Source organism: Micromonospora sp. NPDC050784, from assembly GCF_044456765.1.
In the GTDB taxonomy this organism is placed as follows: Bacteria; Actinomycetota; Actinomycetes; order Mycobacteriales; family Micromonosporaceae; genus Micromonospora; species Micromonospora foliorum.
This window is the reverse complement of the sequence record NZ_JBITGG010000002.1, coordinates 207,030-232,937: the sequence shown is the minus strand read 5'-3', so window position 1 is coordinate 232,937 and position 25,908 is coordinate 207,030. Positions and strand designations below refer to the sequence as shown.

Here is a 25,908-nt window from a genome sequence, read left to right as displayed (position 1 = left end):
GGGTCCACCGGTGGAAGAGACTGTGGAATACGCCCAGGCCGCGGGGCTGCTCGGGGGCGTCTGGCTGCTGGTGGCGATCCCGCTGGTCAGCGCGGCCATCCTGCTGCTGCTCGGCCGCCGGGCCGACCGCTGGGGGCACTGGTTGGGCGTCGCCGCCATCGGCGCCGCGTTCGTGCTTGGCCTGAGCTTCTTCTTCCAGCTGCGTGGACTGGAGAACAAGTCGGTCGAGCTGAGCCTCTGGGACTTCATCGCGGTCGGTGATCTGCGCGTCGACTTCGGCCTGCTCTTCGACCCGCTGGCCGCGGTCTTCGTACTGCTGATCACCGGGGTGGGTTTCCTGATCCACCTGTACGCGGTCGAGTACATGTCGCACGACGCGGGCCGTCGTCGGTTCTTCGCGTACTTCAACCTGTTCGTCGCGGCGATGCTGCTGCTGGTGCTCGGCAACAACTACGTGATGCTCTACTTCGGCTGGGAGGGCGTCGGTCTGGCGTCGTACCTGCTGATCTCCTTCTGGACCGAGCGGCCGAGCGCGGCCACCGCCGGTAAGAAGGCGTTCCTGATGAACCGGGTCGGCGACGCCGGCCTGGCGATCGGCATCTTCATCATGTTCGCCACCCTGGGCACCACCCAGTACGACGAGGTGTTCAACGGGGTCGGCGCGCTGACCGGGACCACCGTGCTGGTCCTCGGCCTGTTGCTGCTGCTCGGTGCGGCCGGTAAGTCCGGTCAGTTCCCGCTCCAGGCGTGGTTGCCGGACGCGATGGAGGGTCCGACCCCGGTGTCGGCGCTCATCCACGCCGCCACCATGGTCACCGCGGGCGTCTACCTGATCGCCCGGTCCAACCCGATCTTCTCCGCCAACTCGACGCTGCAACTCGTGGTGGTCAGCGTCGGCGCGCTCACCCTGCTGATCGGCTGCATCATCGGTGCGGCCAAGGACGACATCAAGCGGGTGCTCGCGTGGTCGACGGTGAGCCAGATCGGCTACATGTTCCTCGGTGTCGGCCTCGGCGGCGCGGCGTACGCGCTGGCCATCGTGCACCTGCTGGCGCACGGCTTCTTCAAGGCCAACATGTTCCTGGGCGCCGGCTCGGTCATGCACGGAATGAAGGACCAGGTGGACATCCGCCGCTTCGGTGGGCTGTCCAAGTACATGAAGATCACCTGGCTGACCTTCATGATGGGCTGGCTGGCCATCATCGGCATGTTCCCCTTCTCCGGCTTCTTCTCCAAGGAGCCGATCATCGTGGCCGCCTTCGAGCGGGACGACTGGACCGCCTGGCTCTTCGGCGGGGCCGCGCTGCTCGGCGCCGGGTTGACCGCGTTCTACATGACGCGGCTGTTCGTGCTCACCTTCCACGGTCCGCAGCGGTGGACCGAGGACATCGAGCACCCGCACGAGTCGCCGAAGCTGATGACCATCCCGCTGATCCTCCTGGCGGTCGGGTCGGTCGGCGCCGGCTTCCTGCTCGCCACGTCCGTTCCGGACTGGCTGACGGAGACCGCCGGGCTGGGTGGCGAGCACGCCGAGCACGAGGCGGTCCTCTCGCACGCCGTGATCACCACGCTGTCGCTGCTGGTCACCGTGCTCGGCGCCGGGCTCGCCTGGTTCCTGTTCCGGGCCGGTACGGCCACCGCGCCGCAGCCGGCCGGGGTGCTGGTCACCGCCGCCCGCCGCAACCTCTACACCGACACGGTCAACGAGGCGGTCTTCGAGAAGCCGGGCATCTTCCTCACCCGGGCGCTGGTGTACCTCGACAACCGGGGCATCGACGGGCTCGTCAACGGGCTCGCCGCCGCGGTCGGCGGGGGCTCGGGTCGCCTCCGCCGGATGCAGACCGGCTTTGTCCGCTCGTACGCCACCTCGATCCTGGCCGGTGCGCTGCTGGTGATGGCGGCGTTCCTGGCGGTGCAGGCGGGGTGGTTGGCGTGATCGACCTCAATACGCCCGCCCCCGCCGGCGGACCACGCAGTGACGACGGAGGTAAGGCCGCATAATGTCCAACTTCCCGTTCCTCTCGGTGCTCACCGTGGCGCCGCTGGTGGGTGCCCTGGTGGTGGCCTTCCTGCCGCGCCACCGGCCGGAGCTGGCCAAGCAGGTGGCGTTCGTCTGGTCGCTGCTCGTGCTGGTGCTCTCGGTGGTGATGTGGGTCAGCTTCAAGGCCGGCGGTGACCGGTTCCAGTTCCGCGAGTCGTACTCGTGGATCCCGAACTGGGGTGTCAGCTTCACCTTCGCGGCCGACGGCATCGCGCTGGTGATGCTGATGCTGATCGCGGTGCTGGTGCCGCTGGTGATCCTGGCGTCCTGGCACGACGCCGAGTCGTCGAAGCGGTCGGTCCCCGTCTACTTCGCGCTGCTGCTGGTCCTCGAGTGCACGATGATCGGCGTCTTCGCAGCCGCCGACGTCTTCCTGTTCTACGTGTTCTTCGAGGTCATGCTGGTGCCGATGTACTTCCTCATCGGCAGCTACGGCGGGCACCAGCGGCAGTACGCGGCGGTGAAGTTCTTCCTCTACTCGCTCGTCGGCGGTCTGTTCATGCTGGCTGCGGTGATCGGCCTGTGGGTGGTCGGCGGGAAGACCTTCGACTGGCAGGCGCTGTCGCAGGTCGACATCAGCACCGGCACCGAGCGTTGGCTGTTCCTCGGCTTCTTCCTCGCGTTCGCCATCAAGGCGCCGTTCTTCCCGTTCCACACCTGGCTGCCCGACGCCGGTGGCGCCGCCCCGGCGGGCGCGGCGGCGCTGCTCGTCGGCGTGCTGGACAAGGTCGGCACCTTCGGCATCCTGCGCTACTGCCTGCCGCTGTTCCCCGAGGCGTCGAAGTGGTTCGCGCCGTGGGCGCTGGCCCTGGGCGTGATCGGCATCGTCTACGCCGCGCTGCTGGCGGTCGGCCAGAACGACCTGAAGCGGCTGGTGTCGTACACCTCGATCGCGCACTTCGGCTTCATCGGGGTGGGCATCTTCGCCTTCACCACCCAGGCCGGCACCGGTGCGGTGCTCTACATGCTCAACCACGGGCTGGCCACCGGCCTGCTCTTCCTGGTGGTGGGCATGCTGATCTCCCGGCGTGGCTCGGCGCTGATCAGCGACTTCGGTGGTGCCGGCAAGCTGGTCCCGGTGCTCGCCGGGGTGCTCTTCTTCGCCGGTCTCGCCTCGCTCGCGCTGCCCGGCACGGCGCCGTTCATCTCCGAGTTCCTGGTGCTGATCGGCACCTTCACGGTGAACAAGCCGGTCGCGGTCATCGCCACGCTCGGCATCATCCTGGCCGCCGCGTACGTGCTGTGGATGGTGCAGCGCACCACCCAGGGCACCCTCAACCCGGCGCTGACCGAGGTCGACGGCATGCGTCGGGACCTCAACCTGCGCGAGAAGGTCGTGGTCGCCCCCCTGATCGCGCTGATCGTGCTGCTCGGCTTCTTCCCGAAGCCGGTCACTGACGTGATCAACCCCGCCGTCCAGGCGACCATGGACGACATCGGCAGAACCGACCCGGCCCCGTCCGTGGGCGGCACCGTCCAGGAGGCAGCAAAGTGACCGAGCTGAACCTGCCGTCGATCAACTATTCGGCGATCTCTCCGATCCTGATCATGCTGGGCACCGCGCTGCTCGGTGTGCTGGTCGAGGCCCTGGTGCCCCGGCGCTGGCGGCACGTGGTGCAGTTGACGCTGGCGCTGCTCGCGGTGCTCGCGGCACTGACCATGGTGGTCCTCAACTCCAACGAGCGGATCATCACGGCCGGTCAGGCTCTCGCGATCGACGGGCCGACGCTCTTCCTCCAGGGCGCGATCCTGGTGCTGGCCGCGATGGCGCTGCTGCTGATCGGTGACCGCTCGGTCGAGCGGGGCGGGGCGTTCGTCGCCCAGGCCGCGGTGACCGCCGAGTCGGCCGACGACCGGCGGCAGGCCGAGGGGCGCAACGGTCTCACCGAGGTCTACCCGCTGACCACGTTCGCGATCGGCGGCATGCTGATCTTCGTGGCGGCGAACGACCTGCTGACCATGTTCATCGCGCTGGAGGTCTTCTCCCTGCCGCTCTACCTGCTCTGCGCGCTGGCCCGTCGCCGGCGTCTGCTGAGCCAGGAGGCGGCGATGAAGTACTTCCTGCTCGGCGCGTACGCCTCGGCGTTCTTCCTGTTCGGTGTGGCCCTGATCTACGGCTTCACCTCCGGCATCCCGGGCCGGACGGCCGGCGTCGACTTCGCCACCATCCACGCGGCGGTGGGCGAGTCGCCGGCCAGCCCGGTGCTGCTCTTCGCCGGCATGGCGCTGCTCGCCATCGGTCTGCTCTTCAAGGCCGCCGCGGCCCCGTTCCACGTCTGGACCCCGGACGTCTACCAGGGCGCTCCGACCCCGGTCACCGGCTTCATGGCGGCCTGCACCAAGGTCGCCGCGTTCGGTGCCCTCCTGCGCGTCTTCCAGGTCGCGTTCGCGAACGCCAGTTGGGACTTCACGCCGGTCCTGGGCGCGGTGGCGGTGCTGACCATGCTGATCGGTGCGGTGCTCGCGGTCACCCAGACCGACATCAAGCGGCTGCTCGCGTACTCCTCGATCGCCAACGCCGGCTACCTGCTGGTCGGTGTGTTGGCGCCGAGCCGCGACGGGCTCGCCGGCACGATGTTCTATCTGGTCGCGTACGGCTTCTCGGTCCTGGCCGCGTTCGCCGTGGTGACGCTGGTGCGGGACGACGACGGCGAGGCAACCCACCTGTCCCGCTGGGCCGGGCTGGGCCGGCGATCGCCGTTCTTCGCCGCGCTGTTCACGTTCATCCTGCTCGCCTTCGCCGGTATCCCGCTGACCAGCGGGTTCACCAGCAAGTTCGCCATCTTCGGGCCGGCGCTGGAGGGTGGCCAGGCCTGGCTGGTGATCGCCGGTGTGCTGACCAGCATGGTGCTCGCGTTCCCGTACCTGCGGGTCGTGGTGATGATGTGGCTCTCCGAGCCGGGCGAGTCCACCCCGACCGTCACCGTGCCCGGTGGGCTCACCTCCGCCGCGCTGATGATCGGTGTGCTGGCGACTCTGGTGTTGGGCGTCGCCCCGGCGCCGCTGCTCGATCTGGCCGCCGGAGCCGCCGAATTCGTCAGGTGACCGAAGGATCGATCACCGGGGGTCGGCACGTGTTCACGTGCCGGCCCCCGGTGCGTATCCCCGGGCCGGAGCAGGTCGAACCCGTGTGGCATGGTTGATAGCGTGGTGAATCCGGCGGGCGAGCGTTCAGGTGCCTCCGGCTCCGGCGGTCGGCGGGGTCGGGCGAGCACGAGTCAGTTCGGCGCGCTTGGCCTCAACCTCGCCGATCCCCGTGTCGAGGCGTCCGTGCTGGGTCTGCTGGACACGGTCGAGGTCGAGTTGCGGGCCAGCGTGTCCAGCGCCGACCCGTTCGTCACCGAGGCCGCCCGGCACCTCGTCGAGGCCGGCGGGAAGCGTTTCCGGCCGTTGCTGGTGGCGCTGGGCGCCCAGTTCGGTGACCCGACCGGTGCGCAGGTGGTCCCGGCCGCCGTGGTGATGGAGCTCACTCACCTCGCCACCCTCTACCACGACGACGTGATGGACGAGGCCCTCGTCCGTCGGGGCGCGCCGAGCGCGAACTCCCGGTGGACCAACTCGGTCGCCATCCTGGTCGGCGACTACCTCTTCGCTCGCGCGGCGGACATCGCCGCCGACCTGGGCCCCGAGGCGGTCCGGTTGCAGGCGCGCACCTTCGCCCGGCTGGTGCACGGCCAGATCGCGGAGACCGTGGGGCCGCGCGCCGGCGACGATCCGGTGGCCCACTACCTGCACGTGATCGCCGAGAAGACGGGCTCGCTGATCGCCACGTCGGCCCGGTTCGGTGGCATGTTCGGTGGCGCCGCCCCGGAGCACGTGGAGGCCCTCGCCGGGTACGGCGAGACGATCGGCGTGGCCTTCCAGCTCTCCGACGACCTGCTGGACATCGCCTCCGAGTCGGTGCAGTCGGGCAAGACCCCCGGCACGGACCTGCGCGAGGGTGTCCCGACGCTGCCGGTGCTCTACGCCCGCGAGGCGGACGACTCCGACGCGTCGTCGGTGCGACTACGGGAGATCCTGGCGACCGGCCCGTTGACCGACGACGCGTTGCACGCCGAGGCGTTGGGGCTGCTCCGGGAGAGCCCGGCGCTCAAGCGGGCCCGGGAGACCGTGCGCAGCTACGCCGAGGAGGCCCGCGCGCAGCTCGCCCCGCTGCCGCACGGCCCGTCCCGCAGCGCGCTCGAGTCGCTCTGCGACTACATCGCCGACCGCACCAGCTGATCCACGCCCCGGCCCGCTGCGGCGGCGGCGCGGGTCAACAGTCGGCTGCCGACGAGCATGAGGGCGGCGGCGAGCAGCATCGCCACGGCGGCGATGGTCCACATCGCCGGGTAGCCGAGGTGGGCGGCGAGCGGGCCCAGGCTCAGCGGGCCGAGACAGCCGCCCGCGTACACCCCGGTCTGGGTGATCGAGGTGGCGGCGGCCGGTGACTGGGGGTGCAGCCGGACCACCGCGAAGTTCATCAGGCCGGGCCAGGCCCAGCCCAGGCCGAAGCCGAGCACCACGCCGCCCACCAACGGCACCGAGCCGGTCAACGCGAGCAGGCCCAACCCCACCGCGCCGACGAGCAGCATCGCGGCGATGAGGGCGACGTGGCCGCTCTCGCGACGATCGGCCAACCAACCGGCGCCGACCCGAGCCGCCACACAGACCGCGCTACCCAGGGTCAGGGTGAGGCCGGCGAGGCCCGGCGACAGCCCTCGCGCCGCGGCGGAGTCCACCAGGAAGGTGCCCATCGAGTTGGCCGCGCCCGAGGCCAACGTCGCCGCCGCGCCGATCACCACCAGCGCCGCCGTGGCCCGCCCGGCGCGTGTGGCACCGGCCCGCCGGGCCAGGCCGGGCAACTGCCGGGGTACGGCGGCCAGCGTCGTCAACGCGGCCACGGCGGCGGCCACGAACGCCCAGCGCCAGCCGGCGGTGAGCGCGATGGTGGGCACCGCCACCCCGGCCAGCAGGGTGGAGACCGGGATGGCGGCCTGCTTGACACCGAACGACAGCCCCTGCCGCCGCGCCGGCACGTGCTGGGCCAGCGCGGCGTTGCTGGCCAACTGGCCGAGCGCGTTCGCGGCGGCGCTGAGCGCCAGCAGGCCGACCAACACCGGGTACGACCGGGCGAAGGCGGCCACGGCCAGCATCGACCCGGCGGCCAGCAGGATGCCGCAGCGGGCGACCACTGCCGGTCCGTACCGCTCGACCAGACGCCCGGAGGGCACCGAGGCCAGCGCGCTGACCCCGAAGTAGACGGAGACGGCCAGGCCCAGACCGGCCGGCGAGAAGCCGAGGTCGGCGCCCATCTGCACGGCGAGACCACCGAGCAGGAAGACGGGCAGTACGCAGGCCACTGTGGTGACGACTGCGCCGGCGCTGGCCCGAACCGGGCGGGGCTGGGCGAGCGCCGAATCTGGGGTGATGGAGGTGTCGGTCATCGTTCGGCAAACCTACGCGAGCCCCGCTCAGAGCACTCCTGGTGACCGGCGGGGCACAAGCTGTGGATAGTGATCTGGCATCCTCGACCCGAACAGGCATTTCGCACCGGGCCTGTTTTTCATATGGTGTAAGTCCCCGGCGGCGGAGGTGGTTGTGCGCGACCCCTTGGCAGAACCTTCGGACCTGATTCGCAGCGTGTCCCGAGCGCTACGGGTGCTGGAGTCGGTCGGTCGCGCCCCGAAGGGCCTGACCGTCAAGCAGATCGCCCGGCGCTGCGAGCTGACCGTGGCCACCACCTACCACCTGGTCCGCACCCTCGCCTACGAGGGCTACGTGATCCGTCGCGAGGACGGCACGTACATCGTGGGGTTGGAGGTGGCCGACCGGTACCGGGAGCTGGTGACGGCGTTCCGGGGCCCGCCGGCGGTCGGTGAGACGCTGCGGCGGGCCGCCCTGGACACCGGCTACAGCCACTACCTCGGTCGGTTCGTCGGCGGCCAGGTGGCAATCACCGCGGTCGCCGAGGGGCACCGCTCGCCCTACCTGGAGGACCTGGTCCCCGGCTTCGACGAGGGGGCGCACGCGACAGCTCTCGGCAAGTCGCTGCTCGCCACCCTCACGACCGACCAGCGCAACCGCTATCTGCGTGAGTACGGCATGCGCCCGTTCACCACCGCCACGCTGACCACCACCGAGAGTTTCGAGGCCGACCTGGCCGCCGGCGACCGGCGCGGCATGCAACTGGAGATGGGGCAGTTCCGGCAGGGGGTGGCCTGCGCCGCGGTGCTCGTCGCTCCGGACAAGGACATGGAACGCCGCGTCGTGCTGGCCTGCGCGTTGCCGGCCAGCGAGATGATGACCTCCGCCCGGGTGGTACGCGCCAAGCTGCTCACCGTGGCCCGCAGCGTGGCCGACGGCATAGCCGCCGACAACTGACCGCCGAGAGGCCCTCTCCCGGGCTGGGAGAGGGCCTCTCGGGGCGGTCCAGCGCCGAACCGCCGGAGCAACGTCAGCGGCCTCTCGGCCGCGGGAACGGCGTCAGCTGCCCACCGGGCCGCCGTCGAGGCGCCAGGTGACCACCACGCCCGGCTTGGCGTAGTCACCGTCCGGCCAGTTCGAGGCCGGGTTCTCCACCGAGGCGCCGGTGATCTCGCCCGGGTGCTGCACCGCGACGAAGACCGAGCGGTTGTCGCCGGTGATGAACGGGCCGCAGGTCTCCGCGCCGAGCGGCACGGTCAGGAACTGCTTGAGGTGACCCCGTTCCGGACCCTCCACGGCGGTGGCGAACAGGCCGTCGTTGCTGCCCAGCGCGTTGCCGTCGGTGGAGATCCAGAGGTTGCCGGTGGCGTCGAAGGCGACGTTGTCCGGGCAGGAGATCGGGGAGACCTTGCTCTTGTCGTACCCGGCGAAGAAGGTCGACGGGTCGGTCGGGTCACCGCAGACGATCGGCAGCGACCAGGCGAAGGTCTCCGAGGTGTTGTCGTTGCGGTCCTCGACCAGCTCCAGGATCTGCCCGTGCTTGTTGGCGTTGCGCGGGTTGGCCTCGTCCGCCTTCGGGTTGCTACCGACGCCCCGGTTGGTGTTGTTGGTCAGGGCCACGTACACCTTGCCGGTGAGCAGGCTCGGCTCGACGTCCTCGGGGCGGTCCATCTTGGTCGCGCCGACCTTGTCACCGGCGAGCCGGGTGAAGGTGAGCACGTCCGCGGCGGTCATCCCGTCGACGAACGACCGGTTGCCGCTGACCAGCTTGATCCAACGACCCCGGCCGTTGAACGCGCCGTCGGTGGGGAGCTTGCCCGAGCCGTCGATCTCGGCGGCGCTGGTCTGGTCGAGCTTCGCCACGTAGAGCGTGCCGGACTCCAGCAGCGTCAGGTTGTGCTTGCGGGCAGCCCAGGAGTTGCCCTTCATGAACTTCTTGTCCGAGACGAACTTGTAGAGGTAGTCGAACCGCTCGTCGTCGCCCATGTACGCGACCACGTGGCCGTCCTTCGCGACGATCACGTTGGCGCCCTCGTGCTTGAACCGGCCCATCGCGGTGTGCTTGCGCGGGCGGCTCTCCGGGTCGAACGGGTCGATCTCGACGACCCAACCGAACCGGTGTGCCTCGTTGGGGTGCTTCGCCAGGTCGAAGCGCTCGTCCGCGCGCTCCCACTTGCGGCTGCCGCTGGGGTAGCGGCTGGCGGTGCTGATGCCGTAGCGGTCCAGCTTCGGCTTCAGCTCGGCCGGTGCGGCGTCGGCGCCGACGAAGTACTGGTTGAAGTTCTCCTCGCCGGAGAGCACCGTGCCCCACGGGGTCACGCCACCGGCGCAGTTGTTCAGCGTGCCGACGACCGTGCGGCCCTTGGGGTCGGCGGCGGTCTTCAGCCAGGCCGAGCCGGCGGCCGGGCCGGTCAGGTCGAACTTGGTGCCCAACGCGGTGACCCGCCGGTTGTACGGCCGCGGACCCTTGTCGACCGGCTTCCACTGCCCGGTGCCGGCGACCCGCTCAAGCTCCACCACGGACATGCCGTGCGCGGCCATGGCGGTGCGCAGCTGCTCCACGGAGAGCCCGTCCAGGCCGGGGAAGCCCGGGAACATCAGGTCCTCGTTGGTGTACTCGTGGTTGACCACCAGCAGCGCCCGCTTGCCCTGCTTGTCCAGCGGCAGCACACCCACGAAGTCGTTGTTGTAACCGAACTGCTTGGACTGCGCGGCGGCGGTCTGGTGGTGCAGGTCGAACTCCGGCGCGCCCGGCAGCACCGGGTCGCCCCACTTGATCACCACGGCGTGGTCGTAGCCGTTCGGCACGACCAGGGTGTCCAGCTTGTTCGGTGGGATCGGCTTGAAGGTCAGCGCGCCGCTGCCGACTCCGGTGCCAGGACGACCGAAACCGAAGGCCTCCGGGACGTCCGGGGTGGTCGGTGCCGCCATGGCCGGGGTCGCACCGGCGAGCGCACCGGCCGCCGTGCCGCCGAAACCGAGCACCAGCGCGCCGACCGCGCCGGCCCGGACCACGCCACGCCGCGACACCTCGGCGTTCACCACGTCACCGAAGTACGCGTTGTCGGAGATGTTCGGGACCGGGTGGTCACAGGCGTTTCCGCACCGGTACAGACAGGTCATGGCGTCACGGGTGCCATGGCGGTTGCCGGTCAACAGGGGGAGCAGCCGGGGACGGTCGCTCATGGGAGAGGCCTCCAGAGAAGTCGGTGGCACGACAGGCGGCGTACCAGCCGGACGCTAGGAGGACGTGGTGAGCGCTCGTCGGCCACGATGTGAACCCGGCATGAACACCTTCGTGGATGGCATCCGCCAGACAACCGGTCTGACCTCGGGCTGAACCGATCGGCGTGACCGCACGTATTCCCGAGCGAACGCACCGCCGGACGCGCGCCGGAAGCGAGGAGACCGCCATCAGCGACCACGACGCCCAACTGCTGCGCGCGCTGCACGACGAGCACGCGGAGGCGCTGTACGCCCATGCCCTGCGGCTGGTCAACGGGGACCGGCAGCGGGCCGAGGACCTGGTGCAGGAGACGCTGCTGCGGGCCTGGCGACATCCGGAGTCACTCGACCCGACGCGCGGATCGGTGCGGTCCTGGCTGTTCACCACCGCCCGCAACCTGGCCATCGACGCCTGGCGGCGGCGATCCACCCGGGTCGGCGAGGTGTTCACCGACGATCTGCCCGAACCGCCCGAGGTGATCGACGAGGCCGAACGGGCGGTGGAGGCGTGGACCGTCGCCGAGGCGCTGAACCGGCTCAGCCCGACCCACCGGGAAGTGCTGGTCGAGTGCTTCTACCAGGGGCGGTCGGTGGCCGAGGCGGCGTCCCGCCTGGGCGTACCGCCAGGGACCGTGAAATCCCGCACCCACTACGCGCTGCGGTCTCTACGGTTGGTCCTGGCCGAGATGGGGGTGACGGGATGACCCGGTGCGAGTTCGCGTACGACGACGGCGCGTACGTGCTGGGTGCCCTGGCCCCCGCCGAACGGGCGGCCTACGAGCGGCACCTCGGCGGCTGCGCCTCGTGTCGGGAGGCGGTCGCCGAGATCGCCGTCCTGCCCGGGTTGCTCGGACGCCTAGACCCGGCGGGGTTGGAGCAGATCCTGCCGCCGCCGGCCCCGCCCCGGGTGCCCGCGCTGCTCGACGAGGCCCGCCAGCGCCGTCGTCGGGAGCGCGCCGCGGATCGGCGACGCTACGCACTGACCACACTGGCCGCCGCCGGGCTGGCGCTGCTGGTGGGGGTGGGCACGGCCGTGGTACTGCCCCGACCGGTCAGCCCCTCCGGGCCGCCCGGTGCACAGGGCACGCCGGCCCCGCAGGTGTCGATGGTCGCCATGCGACCGGTGGCCGCCGCCGGGCCGGTGCACGCCGACCTCGGGCTCACCGGCACCAAGTGGGGCACCGAGGTGACCATGCGCTGCGGGTACGACGCCCGGACGAGCTACGGCAAGGCGTACCCGTTCCGGCTGGTGGCGCGCGGCCCGAACGGTGCCAGCGAGCAGATCGGCTCCTGGCTGGCGGCCCCCGGCGACGACCTCAGCTTCACTGGCGCGACGAGGTTCACCGACGCCGAACTGGTCAGCGTGGAGCTGCAGAAGGCCGACGGCACCCCCCTGCTCACCTACGCCGTCCCCTAGCCAGCCCTCGCCCGCCCCGCCCATGCGCGTCGATCAAGGAGTTGTGGCGGGTGGCAAATCGCCCAAACTAGTGCTGGGCGGGCACCACAACTCCTTGATCGACCGTGGGTGGGGGTTGGGTGCGGCCACGGTTGCGGCGGGAGGTGTGGACGGCGTCGGCGGTGAAGACGATCAGGGCCAGCCAGACCAGCGCGAAGCCGGCCAGGCGGGCCGGCGGCATCGGCTCGTGGAAGATCAGCACACCGCAGCCGAGCTGAAGGATCGGTGCCAGGTACTGGATCATGCCGAGGCTGCTCAGGGGCAGTCGGTTGGCCGCGCCGGCGAACAGCAGCAGCGGGATCGCCGTGGCCGCGCCGGCCAGCACCAGCAGCGCGGTGTGTCCGGCCGAGACGTGCCCGAAGGTCAGGTCGGCCTTCGCCGTCAGCCAGGCCAGGTAGCCCAGAGCCGGCAACGCCAGCACCGCCGACTCGACGAAGAGCCCCTCCGCCGCGGGCAACCCGAGCCGCTTCTTGACCAGGCCGTAGCCGGCGAAGCTGAACGCCAGGGTCAACGCCAGCCAGGGCAGCCGGCCGTAGTCCACGGTGAGCACCGCGACCGCCGACGCGCCGATCCCCAACGCCACCCACTGCGCCGGGCGTAGCCGCTCCCGCAGCACCGTCACTCCGAGCAGCACCACGACCAGCGGGTTGATGAAGTAGCCGAGCGCGGTCTCCACCACCCGGTCGGAGTTGACCCCGTAGATGTAGGTGCCCCAGTTGACCGCGATCAGCGCGGCGGCGGCGACGATCCCCGCCACCGCCCAGGGGCGGCGCAGCAGCGCCCGCAGGAAGCCGATGTTGCGTAGCGCCGCCAGCAGCAGGGCCACGAAGACCACCGACCAGACGATCCGGTGGGCCAGGATCTCCAGCGGGCCGGCGGGCCGCAGCAGTTTCAGGTAGAGCGGAAAGAAACCCCAGAGCAGGTACGCGCCGAGGCCGTAGAGGTATCCCAGACGGAGTGGCGTCACGCCTCCACCGTAAGGGGCGTAGCGCTGCTTTGTTCCTTTCCGGTGATCGGGGTCACCGGGGGTCGCCGGTCGAGCTGCATCCACCGCTGCGGCACGTCCAGCGGGGTGAAGCCCACCCGCGAGTACACCTGGTGCGCGTCGTTGGTGCAGAGCAGGATCCGGCGTACGCCCAGCTCGGCCAGGTGGTCGCGGACCCCGCCGGCCAGCCATCCGCCCAGCCCGCGACCCCGGGCGGCGCGGTCGACGTACACGTCGCAGAGCCAGGCGAAGGTGACGCGGTCCGTGACGACCCGGGCCACCGCCACCTGGCGGCCGTCCTCCGGCCGGTAGATGCCGAACGGCAGTGAGCCGGCGAACGCCCGCTCGGTGGTCTCCCGGTCCCGTCCGAGCGCCCAGTACGCGTCGGTGGACAACCAGTGGTGCACCAGGTCCAGGTCGATCCGCGCCGGATCGGTGCTGAGCAGGTGGCCGTCGGGGTAGGTGAGCGAGAACATGCCGCGACGCTAACCGTCGAGGTGGGCACTCCGGCCGGCCAATTCCCGAACTCTGGTCATCGGCCCGCCGGAGCCCCGGCCGAGGTCGGAGCCCCGGGCGGGCCGGGTCGGTGCTGGCTGGTCGCCGGTCAGTCCCGGTCGAGGACGGCGCCGAGGATCCAGGTCACGATGCTCACGAAGAGGGCGCCGAGCACGGCTGCCGGCCAGAAACCGTCCACCGAGAACGGTAGACCGGCCTGGTCGGCGATCCAGCTGGTGAGCAGGAACAGCAGCCCGTTCACCACGAGGGCGATGAGACCGAGGGTCAGCAGGTAGAAGCCACAGCCGACGGTCTTGATGATCGGCTGGAGAACCGCGTTGACCACGCCGAAGATCACCGCCACCAGGAGCAGCGTGGTCACCGTCTCGGTGGCCGAGTTCGAATCCAGGGAGATGCCCGGGATGAGGAGCGTGGCCAGCCAGAAAGCTAGAGCTGTGCTGGCCAGCCGAATCAGCAGACCTTTCAGAAAACCCATGGCGGGGATCGTGCCACGGACACCGCACCGGCGTAACCCGCCAGCTGACCAACCCGGAGGATCAGCCGCGCGTGGGCGGCCCGATCAGTTGCGCCTCGATCGGAGTGGGGGAGAGCAGCGCCCAGCGCAGCGCCCTGCGGTTGACCACGGCCACCATGTCCTCCCGGATCCGGGTCAGCCACTCGGCCGAGCCGCCCAACCCCAGCGCCGCCCCGGCGAGGGTGGCCTCGGCGGAGGTCAGTGGCTGGAGCAACGCCAGGTCGGCGCGGCTCAACGAGTCCACATCGGCCGGGGTGAGCTCGTCGCGTACCACCAGGGTGGCCCGCCACGGCGGGCCCGGCGCGGCCTCGGCCGCCACCGGCCCGGCGTCGACGATCAGCAGCAGCGGACGCAGCGCGGTGCCCACCCCGTCGGCGACCGCCCGACCGGGCGGGAGCAACGGGATCGTGCCGCCCGGCGCGCCGACCCCCCGGACGAACGGCTCCCAGGCGCGCGGCCGGACGGTCTGCACCACCACCAGGGCACCGAGTGCCAGCGCGCGCAGGGCCACCAGCTGGGCTGCGCGCACCCCGCCGACCAGCAGCACGCGGGTGCTCTCCGGCCGGAACAGTCGCACGGTGACGGCCCGGCCGTGCCGGTTGGTGCCGACCATCAGCCCCGCGTCGCCCAGCGACAACGCCCAGTCGTCCGGCGCTGGGCCGGGCTGCGCCCCGAACGCCGGTGGGCGGGGCTGCGCCCCGGGCGCCGTGAGCGCCAACGGCAGCGTGGCGGCCAGCCCGATCAGGTGGGCGCCGTCGAGCCGGCGCAGCTTTCCGCCCAGGTCGGTCACCAGGCGGATCAGCGCCTCGGTGGCCGCCGCCAACTCGGTCGCCGTCCCGGCGGCCAGGCGTACGGTCAGCTCGGTCGGCACGCCGGCGGGCGTCGGCGGACCCGACGAGGCCGTCATCGTCGGTGCCGGACCTGAGCACATCGACACCGTCGTCGCCGTCGCCGGCAGCGCGAGCAGGCGGGGCACCAGCCGGCGCCCGGCCGTACCGCCCGTGTCGGGCCACTGGATCAGTCGGAAGGTGGCCTGGACCAGGGTGCCGGACCGGATGGCCGGCCAGGACTCCCGGACCGGTTCGCCGTCGTGGTGGGCCAGCTCGCCCAGGACCCGCAGCGCCGCGGGCACCCCGAGTGGCCGCGCGGCCAACGGCCCGAGCCGGCGGACGATCCGGCGGACCGTGCCGGCGAGGACGCGGCGCAGGTCCTCCTCGGACCAACCGTGCACCCGCAGCACCCGGACCGCCACCACCGCCCGTTCGCGCCCGGCGAGCCGCCCGTCGGTGAGCTGCCGGTAGGAGGTGCCGACCGTGCCACCGGCGCTCGGCACCGGCGCCGGTGCACCGGCGAGCAGCAGTTGGACCAGCAGCGGGGGCTGGTCCGGCCCGGCCGGGGGGAGCAACGCGGCCGGGGTGGGGATCGCCTGGGACGCGTCACCCAGCAGGTCGCCGGGGTCACCGAGCTCCAGGAGCGCGACCATGCCGGTGGTGTCCTCCAGGACGGCCGCCGGCCCGCCGGTCAACTCGGTCGAGCGGACGACGGTGCCCGGTGCGACCAGGTCGAGCAGTTCGGCCGCTCCGGCCGGCCCGGTCAGCGCCCGCCGGCGGGTGAGGTGCCCGATGGCGGTGCCCAGCCACTCGAAGAGCCAGCGCCCCCGAAGCGGCGCCCAAGCGGCCACCACCAGTAGCGCGGCCGCCAGTAGGGCCACCGCGACGACCGGTGCGGGTCGGCCGAGAGCGACGAGGACGAGCGCCGCCGCGACCTGTGCGGTGACCAGTTGGCCGGCTCGCGTTCCGGCGCGCACCCGACGGCCGAGTGCGACCCAGCGGTCGACCGGCGATCGGCGACGGGGGGCGCGCTGATCGGCCGACCCCGGGCCGTGGTCGGTGGGGCGGCCCGGCCCGACCGCCCGTGCGGAGGCGCCGGTCTCGGACCCGACCGGGGTCGGTGGGTGCGGGCCTCCGGTGGTGATCGCCGGCACCGTGCCTCCTCGACCAGTGGGGACCGGGTCGGGCGGCCGGCCGCCCTGCGGCGGCCCGTCACGCGCCGCGACGTGGCTGCGGCACATCGTAAGCGACCGATGGCCGCCCCGGTTGTCCACAGGGGAAGCCGGTGGGGTAGCAGAACGGCTACGAGGTCGCTACCGTCAGCCACGAAGTCCTTCGCTGACCCGTGTCTCAGTGCTCGACGACCGGGCCAAGCGACGACGCGTCGGCCAGGGTGGGCGCGTCGACGGCCAGGTGCGATCCGAGAGACGAGGTGACGTCCAGGTGTCCCAAACCAAGGCAGAAGCCGCGGTGATGCAGCAGACGGCCGCGAAGTTCGAGCAGGTTGACCAGTCGTTGCAGTCCATGCTGACCGGCCTGCTGGCCGAGTTGGAGGTGCTGCAGCAGGCCTGGCGTGGCGCTGGTGGCCGGTCATTCGAGCAGGTCAAGCAGCAGTGGTCCCAGGACCAGGCCGCGCTGCACCGCGCGCTGCGCGAGACCGCCGGTGCGATCCGCACCGCCGGTCGGCAGTACGACGTGTCCGACGACGAGGTGGCCAGCCGTGTGGCCGGCACCAACCGCGGCGGCATCCAGCTGCCGCTCTGATCCCGCTGGGGAGGGAATCCGATGGACCATGGTGTGCTGGTCGTCAACTTCGCCGCGCTGCAGCAGGCCGGCGCTGACATTCAGAAGGCGTTGAACACCCTCGACGCGCAACTCGGCCAACTCGAACGCGACGCCGCCCCGCTGGTGGCGAGCTGGACGGGCGAGGCGCGGCAGGCCTACGAGCAGCGGCAGGCGCGGTGGCGCTCAGCCTCGCAGGACCTGCAGGGGATGCTGCGGGACATCAGGTTGGCGGTGAACGACTCCGCCACCGACTACCTGGACACCGAGAAGAAGAACACCGGGCTGTTCCAGTGAGCGATGTGGGCCGGGAGCGCTGACCGTGTCCGGGCCAGCGCCCCGCCCACAGCCGGTCGGAGGTCAGGGCTGTGCGCGGGCGGGTTCAGGCCGTGCGCGGGCGGGTTCGGATAGCGCGCGGGCGGGCTCGGACCGTGCACCGGCGGGTTCGTCCCGTGCGCGGGCGGGTTCAGGCGGGGCCGGCCGGGCGCCAACGGCGGCGGGCGCCCCGGGGCACCACCAGGGCGAGCAGCGCCACGGTGACCGCTGTCAGGCCGGCCACCGCGCCGAGCAGCAGGGCTCGGTCCCGCGCGGCGGCCCGACGGGCCTGGCGGGCGAGCTGCGCCGGATCGGCCCGGTCGTCGGCGAGCGCGGCGACCGGCCGCGCACCGGCCGCACGGCCGCCGCTGGTCTCGGTGACCGCCCGGTAGGGGTTCAGCACCCCGGCGCCGTACCCGCCGCCGTGGCCCACCCCCGGAGCTGGATCGGCGGTGGCGATGATCCGCTCCGCCACCTGGGCGGCGGTGAGCTCCGGCCGGTACTCCCGCAGCAACGCGGCGGTGGCGGCCACGAAGGGCGCCGCGTAACTGGTGCCTTCGACCCGATGATGGCCGGCACCGGGTGCGGCGGTCAGCACCTCGCTGCCCGGCGCCACCAGGTCGACGTACGGGCCGGTCTGCGAGAAGGCCGCCCGCCCGCCGTCCGCCCCGATCGCGCCCACGCCGAGCACCCCGTCGTAGCCGGCGGGGAACGGTCGCGGGTCCCCGCTGTCGTGCAGGTTGCCGGCGGCGGCCACCAGCACCACGTTCCGGTCGACCGCGTACCGCACGGCCGAACGCACCTCCGGGTCGTCGGCGTACAGCACCACGGACAGGTTCACCACGTCGGCGTCATGGTCGACGGCCCACCGGATGGCCCGGGCGAACTCGTCGGCGCTGACCGTCCGCCCCGACTCCCGGCCCTGCACCACCTGCTGCTCACTCACCCGCACCGGCAGGATTCGGGCAGCCGGTGCCAGGCCACGGAAGGCGACGTCGGGCCGGGGTGCCGCGGCGATGATGCTCGCCACACCGGTGCCGTGCCCGGCGCAGTCCCGACCGCCGTCCCCGCCGGGGTCGAGCAGGTCGGCGCCGGCCAGCACCCGCCCAGCCAACTGCGGATGCACCCGGTCGACCCCGGAGTCGACCACCGCGACGGTCACCCCCAGGCCGGTGGCCAGCGGCGCGAGCCGCGCCGGGTCGTACCGTTGCTGTGGCCAGGGCGTGGCCGCGACCGGCCGGACGGGGGCGAGTGGGGTCGCACAGGCCGGTGCCGCCCGGAGCCCGGCGGTGACGGCGACGGTCGGAAGGGCCGGTACGGTCAACAGGCTGGCGGCCAGACCTGCGAGGACCGGGCGCGTGATCGATCGGGACATCGACACCCTCCGTATCGTGTCGGCTCCGGAACGGGATGTTATCGCCTCCTCCGCGCCCTGGCAGGCCGCCGCCGGCCAGCCATTGTGATCTTGGTACCACCTTGTAGGTTGTACGCGATACCTGTGGCCTGTTCTCGGAAGGGGAGGTGGCCGTGACCGAATGGGAGCCGGCCACGGAGGCCGAGGTGGCGATGCGCGACGCGCTGCGCGCCAACGACCAGGAGCTCTACTTCCGGCTTCTGTCCCGCACCGACGTGCTGCTACCGGTCTCGGCGCCGGCGCAACCCGGCCAGCCACCCGCCGGATGGGGCACCTGGACCACCGGCGGTCGGACCCACGTCCTGGCCTTCACCTCCGCCGCCGCGCTGCGGGCCTGCCTCGGCGACCACGCCGGCAACAACCGACGCATCCCCTTCGCCGATCTCGCGGCCAGTTGGCCCAACCACGAGTGGTGGCTCGCCGTCAACCCGGGTCTGCCGGTCGAGGGTTACCTGCCGGCCTGGTTCGTGTCGCAGCTGTCCCGCGGCGACGTGCGACTGCCCGGCCGTGCCATGGGTGCCCGCGCTCGCCTGGAGCGGGCCGAGACGTTGGCCCGCACCCGGCCCGGCATGCCAGCTCGGGACTCCGCGCCGGCCGCCGGATCACGTCCGGCGACGGGGGCGGCACCGTCCGGGCCCGAGTCGGGCCCGGCTGCTCCGCTCGCGCCCCGAAGGGCACCCCGGATGGGCGCCCCGTCGGTGCCGGGCCCGGCGCCCCGGCCACCCGTCCCCGCTGAGCCACCGCGCCGATCGGGCGAGGAGGGTCTGCCCGCCGCCGGTCAGCGGCACCCGAGCGAGCCGCCCCGGCCCGCGCCGGGCACCGGAGCCCTGCCCCGCACCGGCCGGCCGTCCCGGTTCACCCCGTTGGCGACCGCCGGCCCCACCACCGACCAGCCCGGGCCGAGTATGGGCTGGCCGGCAGCGACCCGGCCGGGCGACGTCGACGGCCCCGCCTCGGGCAACGGCAACGGTGGCCCCCAGGCGACACCTCGGCGTTCGTTCTTCGACCCCAGCCCGACTCGCGACCCGGCCCCGAGCGGGGGTCGTCCCGGTGACCGGGCGGCCCCGCCAACCCGGTTCGGGCGAGGCAGTCAGCCCTTCCCCCGCCGCCGCCCAGCCGATGCGCCGGCCGACGACGCCGCGACGCGGGCCTTTCCGATGGCGGCGGACCCGGCAGTCACCCAGCCGACGCGCCGGCCGGCAGACGGCCTCGGCGCGTCCCGTGGGGTGGGCGCACCGCCCTCCGACGAGGAGATCACCCAGCCGCTGCCGCCGCGTCGGCACAACCCGCTGGCCGAGGAGCCCACCCGCGCGTTCCGGGTGACCGGTGAGCCTCCACTGGCCGGCGCACCTGGGCGGCCCGGTCCGTCGGCGGAGGAGACGCAGGCGATCCCCCGGGACCGGCCGGGCCGGTTCGCGCCGGCGGAGGATCTGCCGGCGTCCGTCGCGGAACCGGTCTCCGGGCCGCCCGCGCCGCGCCGCGGCTTCACGCCCATCGTCATCGAGGGCACCATCATCGAGTCCCGCGACCTCACCGACCCGGTCGAGAGCAGCGCGCCGGTCGAGGCGCCCCGCCGGCCCAGCTCCACCGAGGCCACCCCACCACCGTTCGGCTCGGCGGCCCCCGGTCCGGGCCTGTTCGGTCCTTCGTCGCCCAGTCCCAGCCCCGCCGAGGCCGCGCCGCCGCCGTTCGGTTCGACGCCCTCCGACCCGGGCCTGTTCGGTCCGTCGTCTTTCGGTCCCAGCCCATCCGGGCCCGCGTCGTTCAGCCCCGGTCAGCCCGCTCCGAGCCCGTCCGTCCCGCACCCCGTGGTTCCGGCAGAGGCCGGCGCTGCCGGCAGTGGCCTGGGCGACCCCGGTATCGACAACCACGTCGACGCCCTGCTCAGTGACGGCCGCGCCGACAGTGCTGGTTCGTTGGCCGGCCTGACCGGTACCGACCGGGCCGGCGACGAGAGCCTGATCGCGGGCGACGGTCCGCACCCGCCGGCCGACGAGCCGCCGCCGATCGAGTTCGAACCGGCCAACACGGTCGAGGAGGACCTGCTCAACGCCGCCGGCTCCGGCAGCACCGACACGTTCCTGTCCACTCTGCTGCTGGCCCGTGTGCTGCTGCCGGCGGCACCGGAGTCGGTGCCGGGAAGCCGCCCCGGGGACCCCGGCTTCGTCTGGCGTACGGGGCAGCTCGACGGCGAGACGTACGTGGTGGTCTACACGTCGGCGGAGCGCCTCGCCGACCATGTCGGGAGCGACGTCGACACGGTCCGGGTGAAGTTCGCCCAACTGATCCGGCGCTGGCCCGACGAGGACTGGTCGTTCGCCGTCAACCCGGGCACCCCGGTCGGCGCCAAGTTGCCCGGCGAGCAGATCGTCGCGTTGGCCAACTGGGCCGCCGAGGTGGGGCTCGGCGACGACCTGGAAGTGGACCAGGTGGAGGCGCCGGCCGTGGCCGAACCCGCCGCCCGCCCCCGGTACGCCCCCGCGGCGGTCGACCCGACCCGGCCGACGGTCATGCAGAAGGCCATCGCGCCCAGCCAGCTCGCGTACTACCTGGATCGTGGGTACGACCGGGTGTCCGGGTTCGTGCACCGGGCCGGTGAGCTGTCCCACCTGACCACACCGGCCCAGCTGCACGAGGCGCTCGGCCTCAGCTACCCCGGGTCGCCGTTCGCCCCGGACGCCGAGGAGATCTACGTGTTGCGCTGGCCGGCGCACCGGCCGAGCCTCTACCGCATCCCGTACGGCGGTCAGAACGAGCCGGCGATGCGGGCCATGGAGGGCTGGGTCATCGAACGCCCGCCGTTCCGGGGCAACGGCTTCGCCCCGGGCGAGAGCAGCGACGTGGTGGCGGAGTTCAAGGTGGACAGCGCCCGCCTGCCGCACGGGGCCCAACTCTGGCGGATCGGCGCGGACGGCACCGAGCGGGTGGTCGCGGAACTGGACACCGACTCGGTCACCTGGCGACGCGTCGGGGAGGCGTGATGCGCGACGGTTACGTGGCCCGTTGGCAGGGCCGGGAATACCAGGCCAGCCCCGACGGCGACGACATCCGCCTCTACCAGCCCGAACCGGGCGAGGGCTTCGAGGAGGTCCGCGCAGGCCGTTACGTCCGGGTGCTGCCGGCGAGCGAGATCGAGGACCTGGCGTACGTGCGGACCACCTGCACCTGGCAGGGGCAGCCGTTCATCGTGCTCGGTGAGCACGACGCCTGGCTGCGGGTGGAGTACACGGGTGGTCGCTGGCCGGTGGCCGAGGCGATGCGGCTGGAGGTCTTCGACTTCGGCGTCTACCAGGGTTGGGCGCCGGCCGCGGAGGTCACCGACCTGCGGGAGCAGCGGGTCTGACCGATCAGGTCTTCGCCCACCGCAGGATCTCGCCGAGCACCAGCTCCGGTGCCTCCAGGTGCGGGAAGTGCCCCACCCCGTCGAGCAGTCGCCACTCGTACGGGGCGACGACGTACCGGCCGGAGCCCAGAGCGGTGCGGGGCAGGGAGGCGGTGTCCAGGGCGCCGTGCAGTTGCAGGGTCGGAGTGGACAGCGGCTTCTGCATCAGGCGCACGAACCGGTAGCCGTGCAGCCGCAGCAGCGAGCGGAACGCCCAGCGGTACCCCTCCAGCGCGCAGAACGCGGCCTGCGGGATGCACATCGCCTCCCGGCACCGCTCGGCGTACGCCTCGAAGTCCGGCCCGGCCACCCACTGTGGGCCGCCCCAGCGGCGCATGATGTCGCCGACGGCCGCCGCGCCATCGCGGGTCAGCACGTGCTCGTAGCGGGGTAGCTGGAACTTCAGCGCCGGGGTGGAGGCGGTGAACTGCCCGCGCGGGTCGGCGAAGATGGCGGCGCGCAGTCGCAGCGGGTGCGGTGCCCCCAGCACGACGAGCCGGCGGACCAGCGACGGGTGGAACGAGGCCACCGTCCAGGCCACCATGCCACCGAGGCCGCTGCCGACGATCGTCGTGGATCGTTCGCCGAGCGCGCGGATCAGCCCGGCGATGTCGGCGGCGAGGGTGTAGCCGTCGTACCCCCGGGGTGGTTTGTCGCTGGCGCCGTAGCCGCGCAGGTCGACGGCGACCGCCCGGAAGCCGGCGTCGGCGACCGCCGGCAGCATCTGGTGCCAGGCCCACCAGTGCTCCGGGAAGCCGTGCAGGAAGAGCACCATCGGTCCGGTGCCGGCCTCGACCACGTGGAACCGGCTGCCGTTGGCGCCGACGAAACGGTGTGTCCACGGCCCCTCGGTGAGGACACGGGACTCGTCGACGGCTCCGTCGCGCTGGTCGGTCATGGCAGACAGCCTAGGACCCGGTTGCCGCAGGTGGCCCCGGTGGTCGCGTTGAACAGGGGAAAGCCCCGGGTTGTCCCGTACCGGGGCCAGGGGAGCTGGCTCGACAAAGGGGCGACGCCCGGGCAGATGAACCTGCCCGGGCGTCGCTGGTTGGTGCGGGATCAGTGGTCAGCTGACCCGGATCTTCATCGAGGTGCCGTCCTGCTCCACAACCTTGATCTTGACACCGGCTGCGGGGAGCTTGACGCCGTGGTTCGGCAGCTCCTCGTAGAAGTACTTCTTGGTGTCGTCGAACAGCGGCTCAGCGGCCTGGCCACGGATGTACTGCGGCTGGCTGTTGAGGTGCAGCGTGAACGAGTCGGCCTTCTTCAGGCTGAACGGTGCGTCGTACACCTGGACGCGGGCCCGCCACGGAGCCCCCGTGAGGTTGTAGATCGGGCGCGGGTGCGCGTCGATGTACAGGTTGCGGCCCTCACCCGGGTGACCACCCGGGTTGGACTCCGACGCCGGGGCGGTGTTGTTGTCCGACCAGCGGGTGTTCCAGTACGAGATGAGCAGGCCCTCCTGGTACGCGTAGTGGTCCACCCAGTCCGGGCGGGTGTTCGCGTAGCCGAAGAAGTACGGGCCGGTCTTCAGGTACTTGTCGTACGAGACGTACGACCGGTTGCCGGCGATGTAGTAGTTGTCGAACAGCCGGGTGTAGGTCGCCCCGACCACCTGGAAGTCCTCCAACGCCCAGCCGGCGTCGGTCTCGGCGCCGTCGCTGAACACGGTCTGGCCGTCGGCGGTCACGGTGATCGCGTCGGCGAAGAAGCCGCCCTCGGAGACGCCGAGGTCGGTGACGTAGTGCAGGCGGACCTGCGCCACCTTCCCGGCGACCGAGGTCAGCGGGATGTTGATGTCCGTCCAGGCGCCCTCGCTGCTGCCGGAGAGGGCCGGGCGGCCATTGCCGTCCTCTCCGATCGGCGAACCGTTGACAGTGCCGTCCAGGTCGGTCCAGGTCACGCCGCCGTCGGTGGACGCCTCGAAGTAGAGGTAGTCGTAACCGGCCTCGATGCTGTACTTGCCCTTCAGCGACAGTGCCGCCGAAGACTTCCCGGTGAGGTCGAACGTCCTCGTCATGGTGCTGTCGAGATTGTCCTCGTTACCGGAGAAGTACTGCTTCGAGCCCTCGATCGGCGCGCCGTAGTCGAAGGTGTACTCCCGCTGGGGCAGCACGACCACCGCGGCCTGCGCCTTGTCGGAGTTGTACTCCTGCGGGCCGAGTTCCAGCGTGCGCTTCTGACCCGCCACGATGACCTCGTAGTCGAGCCAACCGAGCTGGAGCTTGTTCCACGCGCCGAGGTCGCCGCCCCGGTCGCCGATGCCGACGTCGTTCTTGGCGGCGAGCCGGCTCTGGGCCATCAGGGTCCAGTGCTCGTTGTTGTTGTCCGCCGGGCCGTAGTCGTCCGGCAGGCCCAGGTCGTGGCCGTACTCGTGGTAGAAGACGCTGCGGCCACCGTTTTCCGGCTGGATCGTGTAGTCGCGGATCCAGACGCCGGTGTTGCCGATCTGGGTGCCGCCGATCGGAAGGTTCGGCGGGCCGACGGGCGAGCTGTTGTAGGCCGACCAGCGGTGGCTCCAGATGGCGTCCTCACCCTGCTGCGGGTCACCGTCGGCCTGGTCGCCGCCGGAGTGGACGATCTGGAAGTGGTCGATGTAACCGTCCGACTCGTTGAAGTCGCCGTCACCGTCGTAGTCGAACCGGTCCCACTGGTCGAAGGACCGCATCTCCTCGGCGATCTGCGCGTCCGTCCGGCCCTTGGCCTTCTGGTCGGCGACCCACTGGTTGGCGGCGTCGCGGACCAGCGCCCAGGTGTTCGAGCAGACGTTGTCGGGGCAGACGGCCAGATCGTCCCGCGGGTCCGGCTTCTGGCCGGGCTTCGGGTCCGGGATCGGGTCGTCGGAGCGACCGTAGCGGGCCTCGTTGTACTTGACCTTGACCCAGTCGGTCACCTCACCGTCGACGGTGTAGCGACCCGAGGACTGTGCCTCGTAGTACTGCTTGAGCGACTCGTCGCCCGGGTTGGTGCCGAAGTAGACCTGGCGGAAGTGCTCCGGGCTGAAGTCCGGCTGCCAGATGGTGGAGTTGTCCACGGCCCGGTTGGGCTCGGGGATCTTGTTGTGCAGCGGTCCCTCGAACGTCGTCGGCCCGGCGATGTCCGGGTTCATGTCCTTGTCCGGGTAGGACGGGTGCCGCTCGTCCCCGAACTCGGCCAGGATCACGAAGATCTTGTCGGTCCGCTCACGCTTGAGCTCGATGTACTGATCCTTGGTCTTTTTCGCGCCAGCGGCGGAGCGGGCGCCGAAGCCCGACCCGCTCGTCTCGCCAACCTTGACAACCGTGCTTCCGTTGCGCTCGATCGGCTTGCTACGCCCACTCAGCACGTCGCTGAGCCCCTGCTCGCGCAGCGCGCGGCGCTTGTCCTCGAGCTTGTCGGGGAGCTCATCCTTCAGCGCCTGTGGTTCGGCAGCGGCCGGTGCTGCTGCCGGCAGTTTGGGCTGAGGCGCCGCCGAGGCGGACGGGCCGAAAGCCAGGCCCGTCGCCGTCAGTGAGAGCCCGAGCAGACCCACTGCGACTTTGCGCACGTGGTACCTCCGGTGTGAGGGAACCGGCCCAACGGGGGTACGGGCCGGTGGGAGATCGATCCCACTAGTGGGACCATTGGTGAACATAGTTACTGGCGGGACGGGTGGGAAGACGAACGCGTCGATTTGTTGCAAGATTTTGTTGGGAATGGTTTCTGCCGTCACACCCCAGGTTGTCGCCAGGCAGTGTGAGCTGGGTGCACCGCTCCCGATTCCAGGCGCGGGGTTGGGTGTCGATCAAGCACCGGAAGCGGCGCGAGGGCAGATGTCGGCCCTCCGAGTCCGGACACATTGCTCCGCGGACCGGTCTGTCCATCCACGGGCGTCGTCGCCCTTGATCGCTTGGTTTCGAGCTCGGATAGCCGCCGTCTATTACCCGCACGCCGGGGTGCAGGACGGCTGAGCGCGCACGCACTGGTGGTAGTCGGGACCTGACCGAAAGCTACCAGGGGTGTTGACGGGCAAGGCTTTGATCGTTGAGGATCAATCAATCATCGCAGCGAGTCACGGGGGCTT

Annotated in this window: 20 protein-coding genes; 11 read left to right on the top strand and 9 right to left on the bottom strand. The window is 71.6% G+C overall.

The window, feature by feature from the left end; translation table 11 throughout:
• The first annotated feature begins 10 nt into the window (after window positions 1-10).
• The 4 genes from nuoL to ACIBD9_RS03455 all read left to right on the top strand — a co-directional run bounded on the left by nuoL (window position 11) and on the right by ACIBD9_RS03455 (window position 6,262).
• Window positions 11-1,936 carry an NADH-quinone oxidoreductase subunit L gene (nuoL, locus tag ACIBD9_RS03470; protein ID WP_396714135.1) on the top strand — a complete coding sequence of 642 codons (1,926 nt, stop codon included), beginning with the start codon at window positions 11-13 and terminating at the stop codon, window positions 1,934-1,936.
• A gap of 64 nt (window positions 1,937-2,000) precedes the next feature.
• Window positions 2,001-3,536, top strand: coding sequence for an NADH-quinone oxidoreductase subunit M (locus tag ACIBD9_RS03465; protein WP_396714133.1), 1,536 nt, complete (start codon window positions 2,001-2,003; stop codon window positions 3,534-3,536).
• Window positions 3,533-5,086, top strand: coding sequence for an NADH-quinone oxidoreductase subunit NuoN (nuoN, locus tag ACIBD9_RS03460; protein ID WP_387170825.1), 1,554 nt, complete (start codon window positions 3,533-3,535; stop codon window positions 5,084-5,086). Before ACIBD9_RS03465 ends, nuoN begins: the two co-directional genes overlap by 4 nt.
• Before the next feature lie 90 nt (window positions 5,087-5,176).
• The gene (locus tag ACIBD9_RS03455; RefSeq protein WP_396714131.1) at window positions 5,177-6,262 is read left to right on the top strand and encodes a polyprenyl synthetase family protein; all 1,086 of its coding nucleotides are present in this window, start codon (window positions 5,177-5,179) and stop codon (window positions 6,260-6,262) included.
• Here the strand turns inward: ACIBD9_RS03455 and ACIBD9_RS03450 are convergent.
• On the bottom strand, window positions 6,238-7,467 hold the full coding sequence (locus ACIBD9_RS03450) for an MFS transporter (protein WP_396714129.1): 1,230 nt from the start codon (window positions 7,465-7,467) through the stop codon (window positions 6,238-6,240). The two genes, ACIBD9_RS03455 and ACIBD9_RS03450, sit on opposite strands and share 25 nt — an antisense overlap.
• Window positions 7,468-7,621: 154 nt before the next feature.
• On the opposite strand from ACIBD9_RS03450, the gene ACIBD9_RS03445 reads away from it, so the two are divergent.
• Window positions 7,622-8,404, top strand: a complete 783-nt coding sequence (locus ACIBD9_RS03445; RefSeq protein ID WP_396714127.1) for an IclR family transcriptional regulator — start codon at window positions 7,622-7,624, stop codon at window positions 8,402-8,404.
• Window positions 8,405-8,506: 102 nt separating this feature from the next.
• Here ACIBD9_RS03445 and ACIBD9_RS03440 read toward each other — a convergent pair whose 3' ends face one another.
• Window positions 8,507-10,633 (bottom strand): PhoX family protein, encoded by a 2,127-nt coding sequence (locus ACIBD9_RS03440; RefSeq protein ID WP_396714125.1) that lies wholly within the window; start codon window positions 10,631-10,633, stop codon window positions 8,507-8,509.
• 227 nt (window positions 10,634-10,860) lie between these two features.
• On the opposite strand from ACIBD9_RS03440, the gene ACIBD9_RS03435 reads away from it, so the two are divergent.
• Window positions 10,861-11,376, top strand: a complete 516-nt coding sequence (locus ACIBD9_RS03435) for a sigma-70 family RNA polymerase sigma factor (RefSeq protein ID WP_328655430.1) — start codon at window positions 10,861-10,863, stop codon at window positions 11,374-11,376.
• Entirely contained in the window at window positions 11,373-12,089 is a 717-nt protein-coding gene (locus tag ACIBD9_RS03430) for an anti-sigma factor family protein (RefSeq protein ID WP_396714123.1), read from the top strand. The genes ACIBD9_RS03435 and ACIBD9_RS03430 overlap by 4 nt, the downstream gene beginning before the upstream one ends.
• 67 nt (window positions 12,090-12,156) lie before the next feature.
• Here ACIBD9_RS03430 and rarD read toward each other — a convergent pair whose 3' ends face one another.
• From rarD to eccE, 4 genes are all read right to left on the bottom strand, one after another.
• The gene (rarD, locus tag ACIBD9_RS03425) at window positions 12,157-13,095 is read right to left on the bottom strand and encodes an EamA family transporter RarD (protein WP_396714121.1); all 939 of its coding nucleotides are present in this window, start codon (window positions 13,093-13,095) and stop codon (window positions 12,157-12,159) included.
• Complete coding sequence (locus ACIBD9_RS03420; RefSeq protein WP_396714119.1) at window positions 13,092-13,589, bottom strand: GNAT family N-acetyltransferase; 498 nt, start codon at window positions 13,587-13,589, stop codon at window positions 13,092-13,094. The genes rarD and ACIBD9_RS03420 overlap by 4 nt, the downstream gene beginning before the upstream one ends.
• 128 nt (window positions 13,590-13,717) lie before the next feature.
• A complete protein-coding gene (locus ACIBD9_RS03415; protein ID WP_091395522.1) occupies window positions 13,718-14,104 on the bottom strand; it encodes a phage holin family protein in 387 nt (128 codons plus the stop codon).
• A gap of 61 nt (window positions 14,105-14,165) precedes the next feature.
• Window positions 14,166-16,214, bottom strand: coding sequence for a type VII secretion protein EccE (gene eccE, locus ACIBD9_RS03410; RefSeq protein WP_396714117.1), 2,049 nt, complete (start codon window positions 16,212-16,214; stop codon window positions 14,166-14,168).
• 202 nt (window positions 16,215-16,416) lie between these two features.
• On the opposite strand from eccE, the gene ACIBD9_RS03405 reads away from it, so the two are divergent.
• Together ACIBD9_RS03405 and ACIBD9_RS03400 are read left to right on the top strand one after the other, a co-directional pair.
• Window positions 16,417-16,737, top strand: coding sequence for a WXG100 family type VII secretion target (locus ACIBD9_RS03405; RefSeq protein ID WP_030334170.1), 321 nt, complete (start codon window positions 16,417-16,419; stop codon window positions 16,735-16,737).
• Between the two features lie 21 nt (window positions 16,738-16,758).
• Window positions 16,759-17,052: a WXG100 family type VII secretion target gene (locus tag ACIBD9_RS03400; RefSeq protein WP_112585712.1), complete on the top strand. Its 294-nt coding sequence runs from the start codon at window positions 16,759-16,761 to the stop codon at window positions 17,050-17,052.
• Between the two features lie 169 nt (window positions 17,053-17,221).
• Here the strand turns inward: ACIBD9_RS03400 and mycP are convergent, their stop codons facing one another.
• Window positions 17,222-18,445, bottom strand: a complete 1,224-nt coding sequence (mycP, locus tag ACIBD9_RS03395; protein ID WP_396714114.1) for a type VII secretion-associated serine protease mycosin — start codon at window positions 18,443-18,445, stop codon at window positions 17,222-17,224.
• Between the two features lie 152 nt (window positions 18,446-18,597).
• On the opposite strand from mycP, the gene ACIBD9_RS03390 reads away from it, so the two are divergent.
• Both ACIBD9_RS03390 and ACIBD9_RS03385 read left to right on the top strand, forming a co-directional pair.
• Complete coding sequence (locus ACIBD9_RS03390) at window positions 18,598-21,465, top strand: SseB family protein (RefSeq protein WP_396714112.1); 2,868 nt, start codon at window positions 18,598-18,600, stop codon at window positions 21,463-21,465.
• Entirely contained in the window at window positions 21,462-21,827 is a 366-nt protein-coding gene (locus tag ACIBD9_RS03385; protein ID WP_030486287.1) for a hypothetical protein, read from the top strand. Before ACIBD9_RS03390 ends, ACIBD9_RS03385 begins: the two co-directional genes overlap by 4 nt.
• A 4-nt stretch (window positions 21,828-21,831) precedes the next feature.
• On the opposite strand, the gene ACIBD9_RS03380 is transcribed toward ACIBD9_RS03385, so the two are convergent.
• A complete protein-coding gene (locus ACIBD9_RS03380; RefSeq protein WP_396714110.1) occupies window positions 21,832-22,764 on the bottom strand; it encodes an alpha/beta fold hydrolase in 933 nt (310 codons plus the stop codon).
• A gap of 168 nt (window positions 22,765-22,932) precedes the next feature.
• Window positions 22,933-25,377 (bottom strand): immune inhibitor A domain-containing protein, encoded by a 2,445-nt coding sequence (locus tag ACIBD9_RS03375; protein ID WP_396714429.1) that lies wholly within the window; start codon window positions 25,375-25,377, stop codon window positions 22,933-22,935.
• Window positions 25,378-25,908: the final 531 nt, after the last annotated feature.